General features: G+C 63.3%; 18 protein-coding genes. 9 read left to right on the forward strand and 9 right to left on the reverse strand.

Annotated features, from left to right (window positions below; all coding sequences use genetic code 11):
- Positions 1 to 232: 232 nt before the first annotated feature.
- Positions 233 to 1,456, forward strand: a complete 1,224-nt coding sequence (locus tag IVB26_RS15730) for an FAD-dependent oxidoreductase (protein ID WP_247972484.1) — start codon at positions 233 to 235, stop codon at positions 1,454 to 1,456.
- 27 nt (positions 1,457 to 1,483) lie between these two features.
- Here the strand turns inward: IVB26_RS15730 and IVB26_RS15735 are convergent, their stop codons facing one another.
- The gene (locus tag IVB26_RS15735) at positions 1,484 to 2,620 is read right to left on the reverse strand and encodes a GNAT family N-acetyltransferase (RefSeq protein WP_247972485.1); all 1,137 of its coding nucleotides are present in this window, start codon (positions 2,618 to 2,620) and stop codon (positions 1,484 to 1,486) included.
- A 225-nt stretch (positions 2,621 to 2,845) separates the two neighbouring features.
- Between IVB26_RS15735 and IVB26_RS15740 the strand changes: the two genes are divergently transcribed.
- The 4 genes from IVB26_RS15740 (at position 2,846) to IVB26_RS15755 (ending at position 10,050) form a co-directional block, all read left to right on the forward strand.
- Positions 2,846 to 3,841, forward strand: coding sequence for a Bug family tripartite tricarboxylate transporter substrate binding protein (locus IVB26_RS15740; protein WP_247972486.1), 996 nt, complete (start codon positions 2,846 to 2,848; stop codon positions 3,839 to 3,841).
- A gap of 281 nt (positions 3,842 to 4,122) precedes the next feature.
- The gene (locus IVB26_RS15745; RefSeq protein ID WP_458309353.1) at positions 4,123 to 6,414 is read left to right on the forward strand and encodes a TonB-dependent receptor; all 2,292 of its coding nucleotides are present in this window, start codon (positions 4,123 to 4,125) and stop codon (positions 6,412 to 6,414) included.
- Positions 6,415 to 6,677: 263 nt separating this feature from the next.
- The gene (locus tag IVB26_RS15750) at positions 6,678 to 7,757 is read left to right on the forward strand and encodes a HoxN/HupN/NixA family nickel/cobalt transporter (RefSeq protein ID WP_247972488.1); all 1,080 of its coding nucleotides are present in this window, start codon (positions 6,678 to 6,680) and stop codon (positions 7,755 to 7,757) included.
- A complete protein-coding gene (locus IVB26_RS15755) occupies positions 7,738 to 10,050 on the forward strand; it encodes a TonB-dependent receptor (protein ID WP_247972489.1) in 2,313 nt (770 codons plus the stop codon). The genes IVB26_RS15750 and IVB26_RS15755 overlap by 20 nt, the downstream gene beginning before the upstream one ends.
- A 1,176-nt stretch (positions 10,051 to 11,226) precedes the next feature.
- On the opposite strand, the gene IVB26_RS15760 is transcribed toward IVB26_RS15755, so the two are convergent.
- Positions 11,227 to 12,123 (reverse strand): LysR substrate-binding domain-containing protein, encoded by an 897-nt coding sequence (locus IVB26_RS15760; RefSeq protein WP_247972490.1) that lies wholly within the window; start codon positions 12,121 to 12,123, stop codon positions 11,227 to 11,229.
- Positions 12,124 to 12,314: 191 nt separating this feature from the next.
- Here IVB26_RS15760 and dctA point away from each other — a divergent pair, with 191 nt between their 5' ends.
- The 3 genes from dctA to IVB26_RS15775 are packed head-to-tail and all read left to right on the forward strand — an operon-like array spanning position 12,315 to position 15,038.
- Entirely contained in the window at positions 12,315 to 13,649 is a 1,335-nt protein-coding gene (gene dctA / locus IVB26_RS15765; protein WP_247972491.1) for a C4-dicarboxylate transporter DctA, read from the forward strand.
- A gap of 24 nt (positions 13,650 to 13,673) precedes the next feature.
- On the forward strand, positions 13,674 to 14,180 hold the full coding sequence (locus tag IVB26_RS15770) for an ureidoglycolate lyase (protein ID WP_247973173.1): 507 nt from the start codon (positions 13,674 to 13,676) through the stop codon (positions 14,178 to 14,180).
- 18 nt (positions 14,181 to 14,198) lie between these two features.
- The gene (locus tag IVB26_RS15775; protein WP_247973174.1) at positions 14,199 to 15,038 is read left to right on the forward strand and encodes a bifunctional allantoicase/(S)-ureidoglycine aminohydrolase; all 840 of its coding nucleotides are present in this window, start codon (positions 14,199 to 14,201) and stop codon (positions 15,036 to 15,038) included.
- 19 nt (positions 15,039 to 15,057) lie between these two features.
- Here the strand turns inward: IVB26_RS15775 and IVB26_RS15780 are convergent, their stop codons facing one another.
- The 7 genes from IVB26_RS15780 to IVB26_RS15810 form a co-directional block, all read right to left on the reverse strand.
- Positions 15,058 to 16,329: a DUF892 family protein gene (locus tag IVB26_RS15780; protein WP_247972492.1), complete on the reverse strand. Its 1,272-nt coding sequence runs from the start codon at positions 16,327 to 16,329 to the stop codon at positions 15,058 to 15,060.
- A gap of 123 nt (positions 16,330 to 16,452) precedes the next feature.
- Entirely contained in the window at positions 16,453 to 17,232 is a 780-nt protein-coding gene (locus tag IVB26_RS15785) for a Crp/Fnr family transcriptional regulator (RefSeq protein ID WP_247972493.1), read from the reverse strand.
- Positions 17,233 to 17,410: 178 nt separating this feature from the next.
- Positions 17,411 to 18,586 (reverse strand): DUF305 domain-containing protein, encoded by a 1,176-nt coding sequence (locus IVB26_RS15790; RefSeq protein WP_247972494.1) that lies wholly within the window; start codon positions 18,584 to 18,586, stop codon positions 17,411 to 17,413.
- Positions 18,583 to 18,780, reverse strand: coding sequence for a CsbD family protein (locus IVB26_RS15795; protein ID WP_247972495.1), 198 nt, complete (start codon positions 18,778 to 18,780; stop codon positions 18,583 to 18,585). Before IVB26_RS15795 ends, IVB26_RS15790 begins: the two co-directional genes overlap by 4 nt.
- A 148-nt stretch (positions 18,781 to 18,928) precedes the next feature.
- Entirely contained in the window at positions 18,929 to 20,527 is a 1,599-nt protein-coding gene (locus IVB26_RS15800) for an alpha-amylase family glycosyl hydrolase (protein ID WP_247972496.1), read from the reverse strand.
- Positions 20,511 to 21,077 carry a hypothetical protein gene (locus IVB26_RS15805; RefSeq protein ID WP_247972497.1) on the reverse strand — a complete coding sequence of 189 codons (567 nt, stop codon included), beginning with the start codon at positions 21,075 to 21,077 and terminating at the stop codon, positions 20,511 to 20,513. Before IVB26_RS15805 ends, IVB26_RS15800 begins: the two co-directional genes overlap by 17 nt.
- Before the next feature lie 11 nt (positions 21,078 to 21,088).
- A complete protein-coding gene (locus IVB26_RS15810) occupies positions 21,089 to 22,264 on the reverse strand; it encodes a zinc-dependent alcohol dehydrogenase (protein ID WP_247973175.1) in 1,176 nt (391 codons plus the stop codon).
- 161 nt (positions 22,265 to 22,425) lie between these two features.
- Between IVB26_RS15810 and IVB26_RS15815 the strand changes: the two genes are divergently transcribed.
- Positions 22,426 to 23,208, forward strand: coding sequence for an SDR family NAD(P)-dependent oxidoreductase (locus tag IVB26_RS15815; protein ID WP_247972498.1), 783 nt, complete (start codon positions 22,426 to 22,428; stop codon positions 23,206 to 23,208).
- Positions 23,209 to 23,210: the final 2 nt, after the last annotated feature.

Here is a 23,210-nt window from a genome sequence, read left to right on the forward strand (position 1 = left end):
GGCGAGATCAGCCGTTTGAATGCGGGCTGACTCGCCGGGATCGGCCACTGAGCTGCCAGAAACCGGAATTTACGGAGAATCCCGAGCAAGAGGCGTGCCGGCTATCGTCAGGTCGACAGGCTCTCCGCCCCGTTAACCTCGATATCGAGAAATGATCGCGTTCGGCCCTGCGATGCGACATCAGGCCAGAGAATTGCACGTGCGACTTTGGTTGACCGTGGGAGCCTGGATCATGACGGCGGATAGAACTGTGACCGAGCCGAACGCCACAGCTGGCGGGTCGAGAACCGTCGCGGACATCGCGATCGTCGGCGGCGGCCTTGCGGGATCGCTCGCAGCGGCCGTGCTGGCGCGGGCAGGGCACCGCATCGCCCTGATCGACAAGCGGGCGGTCCATCCGGACGAGTTCCGGGTCGAAAAGATCGGCGGCCATCAGTTGGAGATGCTCCGCAAGCTGGGCTTCCTCGATGCGCTCGATAAGGCCGCTTCTCGATATGATCAGGTGCTCAATATCCGGGAAGGCAAGGTGGTCGATGTCAGCGTCGGCCAGGCCTATGGATTTCCATATGCCGACCTCGTTGCCATGGCGCGCAGCCAGCTCCCCGATCCATCCAGCCTGATCGTCGACGAGGTCACTGCGATCAGCTGCAGCGATGATGTCCAGCATATCGAATTGGCCTCCGGGCGGCGCGTGACCGCGCGCCTTGTCGTTCTGGCCACGGGCATGGCGGCAGCTCTCGGCTACAAACTCTGTATCAGGCGGCGCGTGCTGGCCGAGCGCCATTCGGTGTCGTTCGGCTTCACGATTGCCCGCCAGGACGGTCGCCCGTTCGATTTCGAGGCGCTGACCTGCTATGGCGAGCGCACGGCGGACGGCATCGATTATCTCAGCCTGTTTCCCGTTCGCGCCGGCATGCGGGCCAATCTCTTCATGTTTCGCGACCCGACCGATCCGATCATGCGCGAGCTGCGCCGCGAGCCGGAAGCGACACTCTTGCGTCTGCTGCCGGGATTGCGGCCCTATCTCGGCGATTTCCGCGTCACCGACCGGGTCCAGAACTGGGTGATGGATCTGACCGTCGTCGAGGGACATCTTCAGCCCGGAATCGTGCTCATCGGCGATGCGTTCCAGACCAATTGCCCCGCGGCCGGCACGGGCGTCGCGCGCCTGCTGGTGGACGTCGATCGTCTTTGCACCGAATATGCGCCGCGATGGCTCATGACCGCCGGTATGGGCCAGGAGAAGATTGCGCAGTTCTATTCCGATCGCGACAAGATCGCGGCGGACCAGCAGTCCCTGAAGATGGCGCGCTTCCGTCAGGCGCTGACGTCTCGTGACGATATCGGCTGGGATGTCCGGCGGCGGCTGCACTTCCTGCGGCGCAGCTGGGCACACCGCGTCGATCAAATGCATCCGGGCTGGCTTGGACGTGTTCGCGGCGCGCTGCGCGCCTGAGCCCTGCGACGCTTCGCCCGCCGTCCGTCAGCGCGTGGGCGTTGGGGTGCGGGCGGGCAGCAGCCGCAGATCCGATAGCCGCTTGGCCGCCAGTTTCAGCCACGGAGCCTGTTTCAGCGCGAACAGGGCGACGGCGCCTGCGGTGCTGCCGGCTTTCGTGACCGCCCACATTGGCGAAGGCTGTCCGCCGAACAATTTCTTGTAGGGCTCGTCGCCAATGGTGAAATCGAGCATCTGATCCCCGCGCTCGATACAATCCCGCGCCACCTGCTCGAACATCAGCGCGCCCAAGGACTGGCTCTTGTAGCCGGCGATGTCGAAGGCGCTCATGATGATGAGGAAGCTGTCGCGATGGCACAGTCCGAGCACGGCGGCGATCACTTCGCCGTCCATCGTCATGGCGTAGAGGCGCACAAAGGCGCCGAGACCACGAAGGGCCACGTCGGAATAGAAGCCGAAATATTCGGAGCGCTGCAGCAAATCGCCGTCGCCTTGGGCCTGAAAGCGCGGACCGCGAAACTTCTTCATCACCTCCATGGCCTCAATTACGGAGGCGCTGTCGTTGCAGCATGAGAAGCTCAGCTCGCCTTTCTTCTGGAGCTGACGATATTTCTTTGCGAGCTCCTTCTGATAGGAGCGATCGATCGCACTGGCCCGCCATTGCTCGAACGGCGCGACGAGAACCGTCGCGTAGGCGTTGGTGTCCATCGCGACGCGGCGCGACGCAGCCAGGAGGTTTTCGATCGGAAGCCGCCCGTCGGGCAGCTTGGTCATGCGGAGCAGATCGAAAGGACGAACGAGGCGCTGAATCTGCGCGCATGCAGCCGCATCGTCGAGCAGTTGCGCAAACAATTCCGGGCTACAGACCGGCGCCAGATAGTCGGAGACGCGCAGGTCGGCGAACTCGACGGTTCGGATCGGACCGCGCCGGATCCGGAGCAGGGGCAGCACCATCGCGAGGGCTCCCGTCGCGCGGTGGCGGACTACGACGACCAGCGGTGCCGCACCCGCTTCCGGCGCGAGCCTGGTGTAGAGGCAATGCAGCCAGATCGGATGCTGGAACGCGGTGGCGGCCGAGCGGCCAAACAGCTCGGCATATTCCGAAGACAGAAAGTCGAACGACTGCTCGATGGAGATGTCGAACGTGTTGCTAAGCTTGTTCATGCGCAATCAAGGAAACCGGACAATTCGCGAAGATCGATCGAGCCGTCACTGCGTTTTATAGCAGGGTCGTTACGGGCTAGACACTGGCGGCGTGCGATTTGCATTAATGCGTTCAACCACGTTCGTATCGTTACCAGATTCTTAATTCCGCAGCCGCTGGTCCTGCACGTTTTCCAGGCACCACATTCGTGTATGATGACCAGCTCAGTCCCGAATATGCAGAAAATGCCCCCTCTCTCACGGCGAGAACTGCTCGATATGGCGGCGGGGATCTCGGCTCTGGCCGCCTGGCCCGGCGGCGCAGCCGCTGACGAATACCCCTCCCGCCCCATCAGGCTGGTTATTCCCTACACGGCTGGTGCCGCGGGTGATCAGATCGGCCGTCCCTGGGCCGACAGGATCGGCTCGCTGCTGGGGCCGATCTATGTCGAGAATATCGGCGGCGCCGGCGGCGCGATCGGCACCGCCGCGGTGGCGCAGAGCGCAGCCGACGGTTATTCGCTTCTGCTCGGCAATGGCAGCACCCAGGTGATGATTCCATTGTCCTCCGCGCAGCCCGCCTACGACACGGTTCGCGATTTCCGCGCCATCTATCGCCTGATCACCAGCACGCTGGCATTCGCGGTTTATCCGTCCTTGCCGGTCAAGGACCTGCGGGAGCTGGCAGCTTTTGCGCGGCGCAATCCGGGCGGGCTTTCCTATGGCACGCCGGGCGTCGGCACCGGCAATCATCTCGTCGGAGAGATGTTCAGGATGCAATCCGGCCTCACGGCGGACCTTGTCCATGTCCCTTATCGGGGCATGGGGCCAGCGACCAACGACCTTGTCAGCGGCCAGATCTCCTCGGTCATTGCCGTGGTCTCGAGCCAGATCCTGCAATTGCACCATGCGGGCAAGCTGCGGATGATCGCCGTGACGAGCGATCGGCGGTTGAGTGGCGCGCCGGACATTCCGACGGTCATCGAATCCGGCATGCCGGGCCTCAGCTATGCCGGCTGGTTTGGCTTGTTCGCTCCAAGAGCGACCCCGGATGTGATCGTGGAGCGGATCGCTGCTGCGACCCGTACGGCGATGGCCGATCCACAATTGCAGCAAAGCTATCGTTCGCAAGGTCTGGAGCCGGACGTCGATTCAGGTCCCGACAAGTTTCAGCGCCTGGTCGAGGACGAGCTGGCCCGCCTGGCACCCATCGTCAAGTCGATCGGGATCAAGCGCGAATGATCACGCCGGCTTGCCTGCCGGGAGGGCACCAGCCAGATTCACCAGCTCAACATCGCCCGTCTCGCAACAAGAGAGTCGTGATCTCGATCGCGCGGCATTTTGCAAGGGACGTGCTGTCGCAGATCCAACCGCGCATCTTCATTCTGCGCGCGATCGCACAGCGCCATTGGAATCGTTCCAGATAAATTTCCACTGCAGTCAGCGATGATCGAGACATTCTAAATCGCAGCGCACGCATTTTCGTTGCCGTCATCATGGCGCCTTTCTAGAGAGGGCCATCGATGAGGGGCTTTCTGGGAATGCGACGTATGGGTGGAGTTGAGACGGTCGCGCGATTTGGCGCGGCGCTGCTGGGTGGAGTTGCGTTGCTCACGTGGTTTGAATCGCCTGCTCGATCCCAAACGCCACAAGGCGGCAGTTCCATTCCACCCGTGACCGTCGATGCTCCGGCGCAACAATCGGCCCGCCGTGCGCCGACCAAGCGAAACGATGTCCGGGCCCGATCGAATTCGCGGCGCGCGCCGGCGCGTGGCGCCCCGCAAGTCGAAACAGCCGCAGCGCGACCGCAATCGGGTGTCGCTCCCGCCTATGCGGGTGGCGAGGTCGCTCAGGGCGCGCGGCTGGGAATGCTCGGCAATTCCAGCACCATGAAGTCACCGTTCAACGTGACGAGCTACACGGACAAGTTCATTCGCGATCGGCAGGCGGCAACAGGTGCGGATGCCCTGATCCTCGATCCGTCCGTGCGAAGCTCCCACCCGACGGGCGGTATCGTGGACTCCTTCAACATTCGCGGATTCCCAATCAACGAAGGCAACAACGGTGAATTTGCTTTCGAAGGCCTTTACGGAATCGCGCCGACATATCGCATCTTTACCGACTACGTCGAGCGCATCGAAGTGCTCAAGGGGCCCTCGGCCGCGCTTTCCGGCATGGCACCCAATGGCGGCGTCGGCGGTGTCATCAACGTCGTGCCCAAGCGCGCGGAAGAGGATTTGACCCGCTTGACCGCAAGCTACGGCTCGGTTGCCCGCTTCGGCGGTCACTGGGATGTCGCGCGACGTTACGGCGACGGCAAGCAATGGGGCGTACGGGCCAGCGGGAGCCTCCGCGACGGCGACACGCCGATCGATCGCCAGTCCGAAACGACAGGTGTCGGATCGCTGGCTCTCGACTATCAGGGCGAGCGATTCAGGTCCTGGCTCTATCTCATCGCGCAAACCGACCGGTTCGATGCTCCGTCGCGTCCGTTTCTCATGGCTCCCGGCCTGCAAGTGCCGAAGGCACCGGATGGCCGCTTGAATGTGAACCAGCCCTGGGAATGGTCGCACATCACCGACAAATCGGCGTTGCTGCGGACCGAATACGATCTCAGCGACCAGGTTACGCTGTTTGCGGACGTCGGTGGCTCCAAGACCAATGTAGAGCGATTCTTCGGTCTTCCGACCATCGTCAACGCGAACGGCAACACGAACTCTACGCCTCAGTTCTTCGGGCTGAGCATTGACCGAACCACATATGATGGCGGCCTCCGTGCCCGCTTCGATACCGGCTTCGTCCACCATGCCCTTGCCTTCCAGGCCTCGGTCTACCATGACGCGCTGTACCGGCGGCTGACCAATGGCAGTGTGGTCGGGTCGAACATCTACAATCCGACCATCGCGCCAACTCAGTTTGCCAACGAGATCAGCGACCGCCCCCGGCTCTCGGATAGTCAGCTCACGGGGCTTTCGATTGCGGACACCATGTCCGTGCTCGACGAGCGCATCCTGCTGACCTTGGGTGTCCGGCGCCAGGGCATCGAAGCGAACAACTATGCCTCCAATGTCGGCACGCTGACGTCGTCCTATGACAAGAGCGCCGTCACGCCGGTGGTCGGCCTCGTCGTCCGTCCTCTGGAGAATGTCTCGCTGTACGCGAACTATGTCGAAGGTCTCGCTAGGGGCGATGTGGCTCCTCAGACCGCATCCAATTTCGGCGAAGTGCTGCAGCCTTACGTCGCCAAGCAGTACGAAGCCGGCATCAAGGTGGACTTCGGCCGCATCGCAACCACCTTCAGTGCCTTCGAGATATCGAAGGCGAGCGGCGAGCTGTCCGCCGGGCGCTTCGCGGCGACCGCCGAGCAACGGGTCCGCGGGCTCGAGTTCAACGTCTCCGGCGAACTCATGCCGGATGTTCGTCTCCTCGGAGGCATCTCGCTGCTGGATGGCACGCTGACGAAGACCGCCGTTGCGGCCAATCAGGGCAACACGCCCATCGGCGTTCCGAACATTCAGGCCAATATCGGGGCGGAGTGGGACCTGCCGTGGATGAGAGATCTCACCTTGAACGGCGCCGTCATCTACACCGGCAGACAGTTCGTCGACAGCGCGAACAAGCAGCCGATTCCGGAATGGACGCGGCTCGACCTCGGCGCTCGTTACACCACGGCGATCAACGGCAAGAAGACGGTTTTCCGCGCAAACATCCAGAATGTGACCGGCGAGAGTTACTGGTCCAGCGTGGCTTCATTCGGAACGTTCTTCCTGGGAGCACCACGCACCTATCTGCTGTCGATGACCGTGGATATGTAATCGCTGCAGCTTGCAGCAGGCATGTCCCTGACCGTCGCGTGCAGACCGGTCAGATTGGTCGTCAAAGTGAATAGTTGCTTGCCAATAAAAGCAGAGCATCCCGCTCCGGGGCTATGAGCGCCGGGCGAAAAATCTTCTATTGAATCAATGAGGTGACTTTCCGTTTCGCTGTACTTTTCGGCCGCAAGGCGCGAAAGCGGCGCGGCTCTTGCTCTTGCCAGTATGAGGGTTCTTGATAAACATCATACTGCGGGATCGGGTGGATGGAGCAAGCGGTGAGGCGGACTTTACGGGCGGTCGAATCCGGAACGCTGGTGCTGTTCGGGGGGCTCATCGCCGCCAACATCGCAGCATGGGCCTGGGCCTTCGCGCTGTTCGGCGACCGGCCGACGGTGCTGGCGACTGCGCTGCTGGCTTGGGTGTTCGGTCTGCGCCACGCCGTCGATGCCGACCACATCGCCGCCATCGACAACGTCGTGCGCAAATTGATGCAGACGGGCGGCGCGCCGCACAGCGTCGGCCTCTATTTTGCGCTCGGCCATTCCACCGTCGTCGTGGCCGCGACCATATTGCTCGCGCTCGGCGTGGTGAGCTTTGGCGGCGACAGCTTGCTCAAGGAGATCGGCGGCCTCATCGGCACGTCGGTGTCGGCCCTGTTCCTGCTCGTGATCGCGGCCATCAATCTCGTCATCTTCGTCGGCCTGTGGCGGACGTTCCGCGCTGCACGGGAGCAGGGCGTCCACGACGCCGAAGGCCTCGAGAGGCTGCTCGCCAATCGCGGCGTCTTCGCGCGACTGCTCGGACCGTTGTTCCGCCTGGTCACAAAACCATGGCACATGTATCCGCTCGGCTTCCTGTTTGGACTCGGCTTCGACACGGCGACCGAGATCGGCCTGCTCAGCATCTCCGCAACCGAAGCGGCACGCGGCGCTTCGGTTGCGGATATCCTGGTTTTCCCCGCGCTGTTCGCCTCCGGCATGGCGCTGGTCGACACCGCCGACTCCGCGCTGATGGTGAGCGCCTATCGATGGGCGTTCGTCGATCCCCTGCGAAAGCTCTGGTACAACCTCACGATCACCGGCGCCTCCGTGGCGGTCGCGCTGTTGATCGGCGGCATCGAGGCGCTCGGGTTGGCCGCCGACCGGCTCGGCCTGTCCGGGGGCGTTTGGACGCTGGTCGACGGCCTCAACGAGTCGCTCGCCAATGTCGGCTTCGCCGTCATCGCGCTGTTCGTAATCGCCTGGCTCGTCTCGGTCGTGCTCTATCGTCGCATCTTTGCCGACGGACTGCACCGGGCCGAGACGAAAGCTCTGGAATGCGCCGATGCGACCGAAGCGGCGTGAGCTCTGCCGTGGCGGCGGCGCGCTGACGGCACTCTCGGCCCTGGTGCTGCTCGCGGATGACGGCCGCGCCTTCGCGCAGGTCCGTGACACCTCGCGCGAGCTGCCGCCGATCCAGGTCGGCGGCGGCGAGACAGCGGCGCGCAAGAAGCCGGTCGCATCGCGCCGCTCAGCCAAGCCGCTCCCGGCCGGCCACCGCATCCCAGTGTATCCAGCGGCGACGCAAGCACAGGATGTGCGCAGCGTCGCCTCGGGTGCGAAGGGCCAGCCCGGCATGGCGAGCGAGATCACGATCTCCGGCGAAGAGATCAATGCACGCCCGTTCACGCGGCCGGGCGAAGCGCTCGAAGCCGTGCCCGGTCTCATCGTGACGCAGCATTCCGGCGAGGGCAAAGCCAACCAGTATTTCTTGCGCGGCTATAATCTCGACCATGGCACCGACCTTGCCATCACCGTCGACGGCGTTCCCGTCAACATGCGCACCCACGCGCATGGCCAGGGCTATGCCGATCTCAACTGGCTGATCCCGGAAACCATCGCCGCGGTGGATGTGCGCAAGGGTCCGTACTTCGCCGACGAAGGCGATTTCGCCTCCGTTGGAAGCATTCATATCGGCTTGATCGACCGTACCAAGGGACTGGCGCAGTTAAGCGTCGGCAGCTTCGGCTACCGCCGCCTGCTCGGCATGGATTCCGCGAAGGTCGGTGATGGTTCGCTGCTCGTGGCCGGCGAGATCGGCACCTACAACGGCCCGTGGGACAATCCGGACAATGTGCGCAAGCTCAACGGCCTCGTGCGCTACAGCCAGGGCACCGCGACCGATGGCGTCTCCGTCACCGGTATGGCCTATGCGAACAAATGGAATTCGACCGACCAGGTGCCGCAGCGCGCGATCACTGGCGGCCTGCTCGACCGGTTCGGTTCGGAAGACCCGAGCGACGGCGGCAATACCAACCGCTTTGCGCTTTCGGGCCGCATCGCGCAGAGCGACGATCTCGGCTCGTGGAAAGCCAACGCCTATGTCGTGAAGAGCCAGCTCGACCTCTTCAATAATTTCACCTACTTCCTCAGCGATCCCGTGCTCGGCGATCAGTTCCACCAGCACGACGATCGCCTGATGGCCGGCGCCAACATCGCGCGCACGCTGAACGGTTCGTTGGCCGGCCTGCCGGTGCAAACCACCTTCGGCCTGCAATCGCGCTATGATGCGATCGACCTCGCGCTCACCAACACGTTTCGGCGCGGTTTTCTTTCCAACATCCGCAGCGACAAGGCCGGCGAGGGCAGCGTCGGCGTCTATGCCGAAAACACGGTGCGCTGGACGGACTGGCTCAGGACGACTGTGGGTTGGCGCGGCGATTATTATGCCGCCGACGTCACGTCGCTGTTCAACGCCAACAATTCCGGCCGCACTGACGCTGCGCTCGGCAGCCCGAAATTCAGGATGGTGCTTGGTCCATTCAGCCAGACCGAGTTCTTCCTCGGCGCTGGCTACGGCATGCATTCCAACGACGCCCGCGGCGCGACCACGACGGAGGACCCCGGCGATCCCGCGACGCGGCTCACGCCGTCGCCGCTCCTGGTGCGCACCAGGGGTGCGGAGGTCGGTGTTCGCAGCAAAATCGTCCCCGGCCTCGACACCTCGCTCAGCGTCTTCATGCTGGATCAGGATTCCGAGATCCTGTTCGCCGGCGACGCCGGCGACACGTCGGCGACCCGCGCCAGCCGCCGCTATGGCTTCGAATGGACCAACCATTACCGGCCCAGGTCCTGGATCGACATCGACGCCGATCTCGCAATGACCCATGCGCGCTTCCGTGGCTATGACAGCGAGCAGGCGGAGGTCTATGCCTCGCTCGCCGGCTATCCGGAGGCGCAAGTAGGCAATGCGCCCGGCAACTACATTCCAAACGCGCCGGCGATGGTGACATCAGTCGGCGTCACGCTGGGCGAGAAGACCGGCTGGTTCGGAACCTTGCGCTGGCGCTATCTGGCGTCGAGCCCACTGACGGAGGACAACGCGTTCCGCTCCTCTGCGATCAGCATCTTCAACGGCCGCGTTGGCTACCGCATCGACAATGGCTGGCGTCTTCAGCTCGACGTGCTCAACCTCTTCAACACAAGGGCGAACCAGATCACCTATGCCTATGGGTCGCTGCTCAAGACCGACACGCTCTACAACCTCTGCACCGGTGGTGCCGCGCCGATCGCGGTCTGCCAGAATGGTGTGATGGACTACGTGCTGCATCCTGTGGAGCCGCTGACGTTCCGGCTTACGATCGCCGGGGCGTTCTAGGTTTGCCGGCTGGTGCGCTGTCGCACCAAGAACCATGGCCGGTCAGCAGCCCGGATGGAGCGAAAGCGTAATCCGGGGCCGCTCGCCCGGCATTTCGTACTTCCCTGGATTGCGCTGCGCTCCATCCGGGCTACGCGATCGCGTCTGTGTCGCGCCGCTGTCAATCCTCCGTCGCAAAATATTCCACTTTACCGAAATTCGGTTTCGGCGTATGTGTCGTCCATCCCGGCTCACCAAGAGGGGCGATCTTGTGTCGTCACTGTCGCGAGCCGGGCTTGCGGTGGACGCAGCAGCGTCGGCATGAGAGGTGCGGGCAGGGCGGGTAGTCCCTGTGAGTCCGCGGCCGCGTGCAGACGAGCGGCGCTGTCAGGTTCGTCTCGCTTGTAAGTTTCCGGCTTTGTCGACAGGGCTGGGAAAACTGCGGCGACATGGCGAGCCGTGCGTACGGCAAAACCGTGTGGTCCTGGCCGTCGTTGCTACGATCAAGCTTTTTGCGGAGATGCGAGCGAGCCCAACCGGGTGGACTGCATCATCCAATTCGCGGGGCGAGGGAGGCCAAAGGAAAGTTCGGCTCCCGGGAGAGCACGGCATAAGCCGTCCGACCATCGCGCAGGGAAGGCCGAGTGATTGGCACCACCTGTATGCTGCTGTGCGGTCTCCTTTGCGCTTTATTCGCGCAGCGGACCGCGGGTGCCTGCCGGCACCCGGCCTTCCCTGCACCCTCTTGGCTTGAGGGTGGAGCGACCAAGCAAAGCTCGGGCGAAATGCGCCGCGAGGCTGCGAAGGCATGTCTGCGATGACGTAGGATGGGTAGAGCGAAGCGAAACCCATCATGCTTCCGCGAGGATGAGAGGCGTTGGGTTTCGCTTCGCTCTACCCATCCTACTTGCTGCTTGTCACGCACTCGGACATCGTAGGGTGGGCAAAGGCGCTCTTGCGCCGTGCCCACGATCTCTCTCGGCCGCGAAAGATACGTGGGCACGCTTCCGCCTTCGCTCTTCGAGCTACGGCGGACAAGTCGCTTTGCCCACCCTACGGCACTCTTGCTCCGTCATTGCGAGGAGCCCTTGCGACGAAGCAATCCAGAATCCCTCAACGGAATAGATTCTGGATTGCTTCGCTGCGCTCGCAATGACGAGGCGGAGGAAGCGCGACCGGCATCGGCCGCCCGGGGCGTTAGCCCACACTCTTTCGCTGATTCAGATACCGGAGAGCCAGCTTGACGAAATTGTGCACCACCATCGACGTCTCGTCCTCTCTGAAGACCAGAAACACGTCGGCCGTGGGCGGTGAGGGCCTGATCGGACGGAATACGATGTCGGCCGTTGTGAATCGCGCAATCGACTGCGGCACGAGTGCCACGCCGAAACCGGCGGCAATCAAGCTTGGGATCGACTGGGCGTCGACGACCTGTTGGGACACTCTTGGCAGGAAGCCGGCATCGACACAGCACGTCTGCACGTACCGTGCGAAGTCGGAGCTATTGGGATCGAGGACGACGTGATCCTCCGATGCCAGGTCACCGAGGGCGATGCGCTTGCGGCGCGCCAGCCGATGGGTGCCGGGCATTGCGAGAACGACCTCTTCCCGCCATGCAAGCTTGCTGGTCAGGTCGCGCTCGGCCGGAATGCCGCGAATGAGGCAGATGTTGGTGGTGCGGCCGAGAAGTGCCGCGATCTGCAGCGCGGGTGCCTGCTCATGCACCGTCATCTTGACCCGTGGAGCGACCTCCCGGTAGGCCGCGAGCAGCTCTGCGAGACGGCCGCGCAGAATGGAGCCGGTCGCTCCGACATCCAGCGTTCCGATCAGGCCGGCCCCAATCGAGCGAACCTCGTCCTCGGCGACTTTGACCTGTTGCAGGATGGCGCGTCCCCGCACCATCATGGCTTCACCGGCCTGGGTCAGCTCGACCCTGCGGCTGGTCCTGTAGAGGAGTTGGGTCCCGAGCTCGGCCTCGAGGGACTGGATATGCTGGCTGAGCGGGGGCTGCGAGAGGTTCAGCCGCCGGGCGGCGAGCGTAAAGCTGCGCTCTTCGGCAACCGCAATGAAGTACCGGAGCTGGCGGAGATCCATAGCGAAAACCTATCAATCGTGTCGCTCTATATATTGGACTTGATGTCGCACCTGGTCAACGAATGACCAATGGAGCCTTCCTGCGTCTTGCCGCGAAAGGCTCCGTACGCGGCGACCTCGCCGCCAACGACAAGAATGGCGGAGGCTCCGGCCGACCAAGCCAGATGGAAGCCCAGCGAGCGAGGAAAGCCATGCCCAGGATCTTCAAGTCACTCTTCTTCCAGGTCGTCGTTGCACTCGCCGCGGGAATTGCTCTAGGCGTGGCCTATCCGGACATCGCGTTGCAGATGAAGCCGCTGGGTGACGGCTTCATCAAGCTCATCAAGATGCTGGTCCCCGTGATCGTGTTCTGCGTTGTCGTGCACGGAATTTCAGCAGCCGGTGACCTCACAAAGGTTGGAAGGGTCGGCATTCGATCGCTGCTCTATTTCGAGATCGTCACCACCATCGCCTTGGTGTTCGGCATTGCGCTCGCCTATTATTTCCAGCCGGGCGCCGGAATGAACATCGACCCGAGGACGTTGGACGCCAAGGCGCTCAGCGGGTTCAGCCAGACGGCGGCTCAGGTCTCCGGTGGGGGTGTCTCCGAATTCCTGATGAAGCTCATTCCGACGACGCTCGTCGGAGCTTTCAGCTCCGGCGATGTTCTGCAGGTCCTGATCGTCTCGATCATGTTCGGTTGTGCCGTGTCACTGTGCGGCGAGCGCGCCAAGCCGGTCGTCGATTTCGTCGAGCGGGTGAACGAGATCATCTTCAAGATGATGAACTTCGTCGTCCGGCTCGCGCCGATCGGCGTCTTCGGAGCGATCGCCTTCACGGTCGGGAAATACGGCATCGGTTCCCTCAAGCAGCTCGGGGGCCTCGTTGCCCTGTTCTATCTCGCGGTGGTTCTGTTTGTGGTCGTCGTGCTCGGCGCGATCATGCGGCTCTCTGGCTTCAGCCTGTTCAAGTTGCTGGCCTACCTGCGCGAAGAGCTGTTGATCGTGCTCGGGACGGCCGCGGGCGATAGCGTGCTTCCGCAGACCATGCGAAAGCTCGAGCTGCTGGGGATCAAGCGATCGACCGTGGGTCTGGTGATCCCGACCGGGTACTCGTTCAATCTGGATGCGTTCTCCATCTACCTGACCCTGGCGGCCGTCTTCATTGCACAGGCGACGAATACGCCGCTTGCCACGGGCGATCTCCTGGCTATCCTGGGCGTCGCGTTGCTGACCTCCAAAGGTGCTCATGGCGTCCCGGGTTCGGCCATCGTCGTCCTCGCCGCGACACTGGCCGCCATTCCGGCCATCCCGGCGATCGGACTGGTGCTTATCTTGTCGGTGGACTGGTTCATCGGCATCGCCCGCGCACTCGGCAACTATGTTGGTAACTGCGTTGCGACGGTCGTCGTCGCCTCATGGGAGGGAGACCTTGATCATGCCAAGGCGCACCGTATTCTGAACGGCGAGGTCGATCCTTCGGGAGAGGATCTGCGGGCCGACCCAGTCGGTGCGGAGGCTTCCGTCGCGGGTCTGCAGACCCTTTGAACTTGGAGGCATTTGAGCTTGGCGATGGTGACACTCTCGATCGAACCTTTGACGAAGAGGGCGTTCGCTCCGTTCGGAGACGTCGTCGACACGGAGGGGATGACGCCCCTGTCGATCAACCAGGGATATGCCGAGCGCTATAATGGACTCGCCGATATCGACGTCGCCGCGGAAGGTGGAGAGATCAACATCAGCTGGTTTGTCGCGTCAAAACGGCCTGTGCCGATCGCCATCCGCCTGATGGAGCGTCATCCTCTCGGAAGCCAGATGTTCATGCCCTTGACCGGAGCGAACTGGCTGGTTGTCGTTTGCGCCGACCCGCTGGTGGTATCGAGCTATCGGGCGTTCGTGGCAAATGGCCGCCAGGGGGTAAACTATGCCCGGAACTGCTGGCACCACCCGCTGCTGGTTCTCGAGGATGCAAGCTCATTCCTCGTTGTCGACCGGATGGGAGACGGCGATAATCTCGAAGAATATTGGCTGAACGAGGCGATGCACCTCGATCTCGGGTCGATCGCATCGCACCGGTAACTTTCACGAGGCTTGATGATGTCGTCGCAAACCTATCACATACCGCAGGGCGGCCTTCCGCCGCAGACGGACCTTCTGAGCGGCCGGGCGGTCTTTACCAACGCCTACGCCGTCATCCCCAACGGCGTGCAACGCGACATCGTCGTCAGCCATTTGCCGCACTGGGACAACACGCGTGTCTGGGTCCTGGCGCGACCGTTGTCCGGCTTCGCCGAGACGTTCTCCCATTATCTCATGGAGATCGCGCCGACCGGGGGAAGCGACATGCCCGAGCCGGACGACGATGCCGAGGGAGCGCTGTTCGTCGTGGGCGGCCAGCTGACTCTCAAGTTGGTTGAGAAGGAATTTGAGCTGAGGCCCGGCAGCTTCGCCTATGTGCCGCCCGGCTGCGCCTGGCGCATTCACAACCGCGGCGAGGGCCCTGCGCAGGTTCACTGGATCCGCAAGCTGTACCAGCGCGTGCCGGGGTTGGCCGCGCCCGAAGCGTTCGCGACCAACGAGGACGCGATCGAGCGCGTGGCGATGCCGGGCACGGAAGGACGATGGGCAACCACACGCTTCATCGATCCGGCCGACATGCGCCATGACATGCACCTCAATATCGTGACGTTCGAGCCGGGCGCCACGATTCCGTTCGCGGAGACGCACGTCATGGAGCACGGCTTGTACGTGCTCGAAGGCAAGGCGGTCTACCGTCTCAATCGGGACTGGGTCGAGGTGGAGGCCGGAGACTACATGTGGCTGCGCGCCTTCTGCCCGCAGGCGTGCTACGCGGGAGGCCCCGGCCGGTTCCGCTACCTTCTTTACAAGGACGTCAACCGGCACATGAATCTGCGGCAGGGACCTCCGCTGATTTAGCCTTGAGCGCTGTGAGAGGCTATTCCGTCTGCTCGACCGCGGCCGGCATCTTCGCGACCGACATCAGCGATCGTGCAACCTGATTGAGGAGCTGATCTGAGTTTTCCTCTTCGGCGAGCGACTTCGACAACAGGCTGACGATGGCGCTGTGGCGAAGCTGCTGGGCGAGATTGCGTGCCGTCGTGTAGGCGGCGATCTCGTAGTGCTCGACCCGTTGCGCTGCTCCAATCAGGGCGAGGTCCGCGGCCGCATCCTCCTTGTCCTCGCCTTCTGCCATGATCTCCTGACCTTCCTCGACGAGCCCCATCATTCCCTTGCAGGGCTTGGCCCGTGCGGACTTGCCGAGCATCTCGAAGCATTCGTTGATGCGCTCGACCTGGGCCTCGGTCTCTGCCAGATGCTGTTCGAACAGCTCGCGCAATTGATCGAAGCGGGCAGCTTCCGCCATTTTGGGCAGCGCCTTGGTCAGCTGCTTTTCCGCATGCAGGATGTCGCGGAGCTCATCGATCAGCAGATCGCCGAGACCGGCTTCATCCACCGGCGGCGAACTCTCCGTGACGATGGCGGTGGCGGGGCCGGGCTCGCCGGCCTGGATTGCGGGCGAGTCCGTGAAGACCCAATCGCCACCCTCGTTCCAGGGCCCCCGTGTATCGATCTCGCCGTGATCTCCGCTGCCGGTCGAATCGTTGAAGAACTGATCGACCAGGCCTGGAGTCGGCGCGATACGGCCGATGCTGAGCGACGGCTTGCCCATGCTCTCGAGCGCCAGCGCGAACGCCTTCATGTGCGTGATCTCGCGGGTCATCAGGAATTGCAGCGCGTCCTTGGTGCCGGCGTCGTCGCAGAAGTTGATGAGCCGCTCATAGACGATCTTCGCCCGCGCCTCCGCCGCGATATTGCTGCGCAGGTCGACGTCGAGCTCGCCGGTGATCTTCAGATAGTCCGCGGTCCAGGCATTGCCCTGGGAGTTGAAGAGATTGACCCCGCCACCGCCCGCGATCGCGATCAGGGGATCGGCCTCGGCGGCCTGACGATCGAACTTCGAGGGCTTGAGGTGCATCCGCGCGAGCGTGCCGACCACTTCCAGATGGCTGAGCTCTTCGGTGCCGATGTCCATCAAGAGGTCCTTGCGGTCGGGATCCTCGCAGTTCAGGCCCTGTATCGAATACTGCATTGCAGCTGCGAGTTCGCCATTGGCGCCTCCGAATTGCTCCAGCAGCATGTTGCCAAAACGGGGGTCCGGCTCATCGACGCGAACGGTGAACATCAACTTCTTGACGTGGTGATACATGGGAGCTCTCGGTGTCGGAGGACAGTAGAAGATGTGTCTCCAATAGGCGCCGCTGCTGTTTGTTCCTATTGCGCAGATCCGCGTCGACGTATGCAGCGCACTGCATGTGCGCCTTGAAAGTGGTCAAGCAACCGCGACATCTGCAGCTACCGGTCTCGGGAGTGGCGGCCGCGCATCCTCTCCGGACCGCATGCTCAGATAGGCCGGGTTGAAGCCAGCGAGGCGGACCAGGCCTCGCCAGTCCGTGATCGCGATGGTCTTGCCCCGCCATTGCAGCAGGTTGCAGCGGCGCAGCTCCTGTATCGTGCGATTGGCGTGAACCGGGGAGATGCCGCAAGCGGCAGCGAGATCGGACTGGGTGAAGGGCGAGGACAACCGGAAATCCCTGGCGAGCCCTACGCTTTGCAGGCGCACGGTGATCTCGCAGAGCAGATGCGCCACGCGCGTCAGTGCGTCTCGACTGCCGAGGCTGATGGTCCAGTTTCGCTGGATGGCGTGATCTGTCAGCAGCATCAGCAGCAGGGCGCGCGACATCGCCGGCGAGCGCGCCGCCAATTCGTGAAAGAAGCGGTGTGGCACGAGTGCGACGATGGCGGGGCCGAGCGCGACCAGATTGCCGTCAATGCGGGGACGGTAGAGCGTGTGGGGGTCCGCGATGTCACCGGGAACGCAGATCGAGGTAATCTGGCCGTCCGGACTCTCCGGATTCTGCCAGGAGAGATATCCCTGCAGCAGCAGGCAGCATCGGGTTGTCTCGTCGCCGTGCCGCAGGATGGCCTGACGGGCGCCGAAATGGGCAATGCTGCTCGGCATGTCCGCGAGGAGGTCGAGATCGTCGCTGGATATTTCGGCAAGGCTCGTCAATCGATCGGCGAGCTTGGAGAAAGCAAATCCTGCCTGCATCTGATGTCCGATGGCCCGCCCGCTTCATACCTTGGCCGATCGGGTGGGGAGCGAGCATTAACCTGTGATAGGTCGACGAATGTATCGCCGATGCACCGCGGAAACGTGACCCGGCACTTGCAAAGCTCAAGGCGCCTGCCGAGCGAGGAGAGGCGCGTTCGGCGCGAAATTCCGTCGCTCAATTGACTTTGTCGCCGAGCATGTTGTGGAAGGCGGTGGTGACGGCGGCAATGCCGTTCGCGCCGTGCATCAGCGCGATTTCACCCTGCTGCTCGTGACGAATGGCATGGGCCATGATGCGCAGGCGCGGGTCTCCCTGGCTGTGCCACATTTGGTCTGCCATCCTGACCGCGCCCCTGTGATGCTTGCTCATCATCTCCACGAACACCGTATCGAACTGATCGGGCGACGCAGTCTTGACCTCTCGCATCTCGGCGGCCGTCAGAAAGCCGGGCATGGCGGCACGTTCCTCCGTGCTGCAATCGGGCATCTCGGTGTCGAACCAGCTGAGCCACCAGTTCTCGAAAATCCGGTTTTCGCCGGACTGGCTCGCGACCATCAGCATCGCGAGCTTCTGCAGATGCGGAGCCTGCGCGCGCCCGACGGCAATCCGCGCCAGCTCGATGCCTTGCGCATGGTGTGCCGTCATGTGGCGGATATAGGTCTGGTCCGCATCCCTGACACGGCCGATCCACGGCGACTCGTAGCCATGGCCGCCGAACAATGCGCTTGCTCCAAGCACTGCGACCACGCCGAGTGCGCCTGTGGTCCAAGCATTGGTGAAGCGGACGTCGTGTTCCGGCGCATGGCCACGCCTCCAGCGCAGGCGGGCGAACAGGGGATACATCACGGCCGATGAACCGTGGACGAGCAAGCCGATCCAATAGGGCTGTTGCAGCGTGATCAGCGGCTGCCAGAACGGAAACAGCGGTACGAGCACGAACCATTCCAAACTTGAAGAGAACACGGCCCAGGGCAGTGCGAGCAACAGGATCGTCCGCGGGCGCAGATCGGCGGTCCAGCGCCCGAGCACGCCGAAGAACAACAGCGCCCAGGAGAAATCCGCCCATTGATGGAAGGCGATCCCGGCGAGGATCGCGTGCCACGACGGCTCCGCACTGATGGCCCAGTCCCGTGCAGGGATGGCGGCGACCGTCATCCAGTCGACCGCCGCATCGCGGCCGATCCGGGCGGCGAAGAGCTGGCTGACGATGGTCGAGAAGGTGCTGCTGATCAGGCCGAGTTCGGCCGCCGCGAGCCAACGCGATCGCCGCCGTTCGCCGGTGACGTACGACGCGCTTTGGTCAGCGCGCCGCGCTGCAGGGAAATGCGCCGGTTGCGAACCGGCGGTCACGTGAGCTGCTTGAGTTTCTTCAGTGGATTCAACTCGCTCGGCTTGTCCTGCTTGGCCTGCTTGACCTGTTCGTCGCGGCCGCGCTGCGCTTGCGCCTTGCCGTCATCGTGGAGATCCTGGTCGCCGATGATCTCGCCGATGGCTTGCCTGGTCTTGCCGACGATCCGTCGCTGAAGATCCTTCGTCTTGCCCATGACCTATCTCCGCGCTCATGCCGCAGCCCCGGCGCGTGAAGGGGGAGCGCCGGGGCTTGCGGTTTCGTCCACTCGGCTTCCGGCAGCAGGGGGGGACGCCGGGAAGCGTTGGTGAGACTCTCTGACGGGCGGATGGTTCCTGTGGGCCTCACCTGACCTCGAGCTCAATGATCACGCCTTCATTGCCCCGCAGCAGGATCGATGCCTCCGGCAATGTTTCCGATGGCCGGTCGAGATGCGTCGACATCAGCAGGCGACCGCGACCGAGCCAGTGCCATTTCCGCGGCTCGGCGGCGATATTGAGCACGATCAGGATTTCGGTCCTGCCGTCGGTCCGCTTGTAGGCGAGGACATCGTTCTGGGATCGCAGCGGCTCATAGCCACCCTGACGCAAGCACGCATGTTCGTGCCTCAGCCTGATCAATGCGCGGAACAGTGCAAGCACCGACCGCTCGCTGCGCTGTTGCTCAGCCACGTTGGGCGTCCCGCCGGGCTCCAGCGGCAGCCATGGGTCACCATTGGTAAATCCTCCGGCGGCGCTGCCGTCCCATCGCATCGGCGCGCGTTCGGGATCGCGGCAAAGTCCGTGTCCCGGCACCAGCCTCTCGAAAAGATCGCGGACGCAGTCGGACGGAATGGGCACGCGTTTGCGGCCGATCTCGTCGCCCATGAAAAAGAACGGCGTTCCTCGCAGCGTCATTAGCAGCATCGCCAGCAAGCGCATCGGCGGCTCGCCGATCTTGCTCGCGATCCGCTGCTTGTCGTGGCCGCCGATCACCCAGACCGGCCAGGCATGTTCAGGGAGGGCGTTGAAATACGCGTCGATCGCCGCTTGCAGCGACAAGGCGTTCCACTTCGAGTCGAGCAGGGCGAAATTCAGCGGCAGATGCAGCCGCGGCCGGTCGTTGCTGTAGAAGTGCCCGATGCGGTCAGTCTTGCCCTGCACCTCGCCGCACAACATTCGCCCCGAATAGCTGTCGATCACTTCCCGAATGAACTCGATGCAGTCCATCGCCTCCGGCCGGTCGTCGGTAAAGACGGGCGTCTGTCGCTGCGGCGGCGGTTTGCCTTCCGCCTGCGGGTTCGACGGATTGTCGCGCAACAGCTCGTCCTTGATCAGGACCGCGCTGGCGTCGACGCGAAAGCCGTCGACGCCGCGGTCGAGCCAGAAGCGCATGACGTCCGCTATCGCGGCCCGAACCTGGGGATTGCGCCAGTTGAGGTCGGGCTGCTCGACCAGGAAGGAATGATAGTAATATTGCCGCCGCGCTTCGCACCATTCCCAACCACTGCCGCCGAAGCGGCTCAGCCAGTTATTGGGCGGCCCGCCGTTCTCGGCCGCGTCGGCCCAGATGTACCAATCGGCCTTGGCGCTGTTGCGCGAGCTCGAGCTCTCGACGAACCATGCGTGATCGTCAGCGGTGTGGTTGGGAACGAGATCAAGGATCAGACGGATATCCGCGGCGTGCAGGGCTTCGAGCAGGTGGTCGAACTCGTCGAGGCTGCCGAAGGTGGGATCGATGGAGCAATAGTCGGAGATGTCGTAGCCGAGGTCACGGAAGGGACTCTTGTAGATCGGCGTCAGCCATACGGCGTCGACGCCGAGCCATTTCAGATAGTCGATGCGAGACAACAGGCCGGCAAGGTCGCCCTTGCCGTCGCCGTTCGAGTCCTGGAAGGAGATCAGTGCGATCTCGTAGATGACGGCGGATTGCCACCACGCAGCTTCGTCACTGAACTCGCTCATTGCCTTGCTTCACCTCGTCAGGCTTGGCCTGTGCTGCGATCTGCCTGGCCGCGGTTCGGGCGCTCTCGATGCCCTTGGGAAAGCCGCTGCGGTTGGGATAGAGCTTGCGCCGTGCATCGCGCGGCGGGCGTCGTGGCTTGGTGTCCTGCGCGGCGCGGTAGTCGAGCATGGCGATGCCGCCGACCATCAACAGCGCCAACGCGATGTTGCCCTTCTTGGGATTGTCCGGCGTCAGCCCCGAGAGCAGCGCAGCGGCGTCGAGGCCGTCGCCGCCCACGCGGGCCCATAGGCCGGCGTTCTTGTCGACGGACAGCGACATGATCCCGGCCAGGATCTCGCGGACGCCGAAGGCGCGGACCATGGTCTCATGGCCTTCCATGCCCAGCGTTTCCGTGACGCGTCGGGGCGCGAGAAACTCGACGACGCCGAGACCGATGCTGAACCAGCCGAGCGCGCGTGCGAGCTGATCTTCGGGGCGTTTCAGGCTCGGGCCGCCCTCGATGATCTTCGGGTCGCCCTTGGTGCGGACGATGTTGGAGAAATGAAACATGGCTTGCTCCTTCAGGGCCTCAATACGACCTTGACGCAGGAGACCCGCTTGTCGCGAAACACCTGGTACATCTCCGGTCCCTGTTCGAGCGGGACGGTGTGGGTGATGACGAAGGACGGATCGATCTCGCCCTCTTCGATGCGGCGGAGCAGGTCGTCAGTCCACCGGTTGACGTGGGTTTGGCCGGTTCGCATCGTCAGGCCCTTGTTCATGAAGGCGCCCATGGGCAGCATGTCGGAGAGGCCGCTATAGACGCCGGCGACGGAGATCACGCCGCCCGGGCGGCAGACATAGATCATTTCGCGCAGCACATGCGGTCTGTCGCTCTCCGCCATCACCATCTGCTTGGCGCGGTCGAGCAGCGTATCGGGCAGGGACGCCATCACATGCGATTCCATGCCGACGCAATCGATGCATTTTTCGGGGCCTTTGCCGTCGGTCAGCTCCTTGAGCCGCTCGAGGACGCTCTCGCTCTCGAAGTTGATCGTGGTGGCGCCGCCCGCTTCCGCCATGCTGAGCCGCTCGGGCAGGCAATCGATCGCGATCACCTGGTTGGCGCCGAGCAGGATCGCGCTGCGGATCGCCATCTGCCCCACGGGACCACAGCCCCAGATCGCGACCGTGTCGGTCGGCTCGATGTCGCATTGCACGGCAGCCTGCCAGCCGGTCGGGAAGATGTCGCTGAGGAACAGGAGCTGTTCGTCGGGGATGCCGGCGGGCACCTTGATGTGGGTGGCGTCAGCAAAGGGCACGCGGAGATATTCGGCCTGTCCGCCGGGATAGCCGCCGGTCAGATGCGTGTAGCCGAACAGGCCGGCGGTCGTGTGTCCGAACACCTTGTCTGCGAGATGCCGCTTGCGGTTGGTGGTCTCGCAGACGGAGAAATTGCCGCGCTTGCACTGGTCGCATTCGCCGCAAATGATCGTGAAGGGCACGACGATGCGGTCGCCCTTCTTCAGCTTGCCGTCGACGCCGGAGCCGACCTCGACCACTTCGCCCATGGTCTCGTGGCCCATGATGTCACCGGGCATCATGCCCGGGATGAAATTGTGGAACAGGTGCAAGTCGGATCCGCAGATGGCGCAGCTCGTGACCTTGATGATGGCGTCGCGCGGGTCCTGGATCTCCGGATCGGTGACGGTGTCGCACCTGATATCCTCCTTGCCGTGCCAAACCAGCGCCTTCATCATCCATCCTCCGGGCTGAACCAGTTGGCACTTAAGTCCAGGAATGAACGATGGTTGCTATCGCCGCGCGCAAATCTCGCACCGCACCGGCGCGTGCAAATTTGGAACGAGAGAGCAGGGCAGCGATTGGACGTGATCGACAGTCAAGCGAGGATACGCTTATGCCCGCCAATCAACTCGCCGTCGTCACCGGCGCCTCCACCGGTATCGGCCTGGAACTCGCACGGTGCAGCGCCCAGGCAGGATTCAACCTCGTCATCGCCGCCGACGAGCCCCAGATCGAACGAGTGGCCGTCGATCTGCGCCGGCTCGGCGTCAGCGTCGAGCCGATCGAGGCCGATCTTTCCACCACCGAAGGCGTCGATAAGCTCTGCGCCGCGGTCGGCGACCGGCCGATCGACGCACTGCTTGCCAATGCCGGCGTCGGGCTCGGCAAGGCCTTCCTTGATCAGGATTTTGCCAGGGTGAGGCATCTCATCGACACCAACATCACCGGCACGCTCTATCTGATCCATCGTGTCGGCAACGAGATGCTCCGGCGCAATGCCGGGCGCATCCTGATCACGGGCTCGATCGCCGGCTTCACGCCCGGCAGCTTCCAGGCGGCCTACAACGCCAGCAAGGCGTTTCTGGACTCATTCTCGTTCGCGCTGCGCGAAGAACTGCGCGACAGCGGCGTCACCGTCACCTGCCTGATGCCCGGCGCCACCGACACCGAGTTCTTTCGCCGCGCCGAGATGATGGATACCAAGGTCGGCACCGAGAAGAAGGACGGCGCCTACGATGTCGCCAAGGCGGGCTTCGATGCGATGTTGCGCGGGGACTCCGATATCGTCACCGGGCTGAAGAACAAGATCCAGACCACGGTCGCCAACGTCACCCCGAACGAGGTGCTGGCAAAGCAGCATCGCAAGATGGCCGAACCAGGTACGGCAAAATCGTAGCT

Origin of the sequence: Bradyrhizobium sp. 195 (assembly GCF_023101665.1) — a bacterium.
GTDB lineage: Bacteria > Pseudomonadota > Alphaproteobacteria > Rhizobiales > Xanthobacteraceae > Bradyrhizobium.

What these genes read in the sequence shown, in the direction of transcription:
- IVB26_RS15740 (WP_247972486.1), top strand. Translation starts at nt 2,846, where the DNA reads ATGCCCCCTCTCTCACGGCGAGAACTGCTCGATATGGCGGCGGGGATC.
- IVB26_RS15805 (WP_247972497.1), bottom strand. Translation starts at nt 21,077, where the DNA reads ATGTTTCATTTCTCCAACATCGTCCGCACCAAGGGCGACCCGAAGATC.
- IVB26_RS15795 (WP_247972495.1), bottom strand. Translation starts at nt 18,780, where the DNA reads ATGGGCAAGACGAAGGATCTTCAGCGACGGATCGTCGGCAAGACCAGG.
- IVB26_RS15810 (WP_247973175.1), bottom strand. Translation starts at nt 22,264, where the DNA reads ATGAAGGCGCTGGTTTGGCACGGCAAGGAGGATATCAGGTGCGACACC.
- IVB26_RS15800 (WP_247972496.1), bottom strand. Translation starts at nt 20,527, where the DNA reads ATGAGCGAGTTCAGTGACGAAGCTGCGTGGTGGCAATCCGCCGTCATC.
- IVB26_RS15785 (WP_247972493.1), bottom strand. Translation starts at nt 17,232, where the DNA reads ATGCAGGCAGGATTTGCTTTCTCCAAGCTCGCCGATCGATTGACGAGC.
- IVB26_RS15775 (WP_247973174.1), top strand. Translation starts at nt 14,199, where the DNA reads ATGTCGTCGCAAACCTATCACATACCGCAGGGCGGCCTTCCGCCGCAG.
- IVB26_RS15770 (WP_247973173.1), top strand. Translation starts at nt 13,674, where the DNA reads ATGGTGACACTCTCGATCGAACCTTTGACGAAGAGGGCGTTCGCTCCG.
- IVB26_RS15730 (WP_247972484.1), top strand. Translation starts at nt 233, where the DNA reads ATGACGGCGGATAGAACTGTGACCGAGCCGAACGCCACAGCTGGCGGG.
- IVB26_RS15760 (WP_247972490.1), bottom strand. Translation starts at nt 12,123, where the DNA reads ATGGATCTCCGCCAGCTCCGGTACTTCATTGCGGTTGCCGAAGAGCGC.
- IVB26_RS15755 (WP_247972489.1), top strand. Translation starts at nt 7,738, where the DNA reads ATGCGACCGAAGCGGCGTGAGCTCTGCCGTGGCGGCGGCGCGCTGACG.
- IVB26_RS15815 (WP_247972498.1), top strand. Translation starts at nt 22,426, where the DNA reads ATGCCCGCCAATCAACTCGCCGTCGTCACCGGCGCCTCCACCGGTATC.
- dctA (WP_247972491.1), top strand. Translation starts at nt 12,315, where the DNA reads ATGCCCAGGATCTTCAAGTCACTCTTCTTCCAGGTCGTCGTTGCACTC.
- IVB26_RS15780 (WP_247972492.1), bottom strand. Translation starts at nt 16,329, where the DNA reads ATGTATCACCACGTCAAGAAGTTGATGTTCACCGTTCGCGTCGATGAG.
- IVB26_RS15735 (WP_247972485.1), bottom strand. Translation starts at nt 2,620, where the DNA reads ATGAACAAGCTTAGCAACACGTTCGACATCTCCATCGAGCAGTCGTTC.
- IVB26_RS15745 (WP_458309353.1), top strand. Translation starts at nt 4,123, where the DNA reads ATGAGGGGCTTTCTGGGAATGCGACGTATGGGTGGAGTTGAGACGGTC.
- IVB26_RS15750 (WP_247972488.1), top strand. Translation starts at nt 6,678, where the DNA reads ATGGAGCAAGCGGTGAGGCGGACTTTACGGGCGGTCGAATCCGGAACG.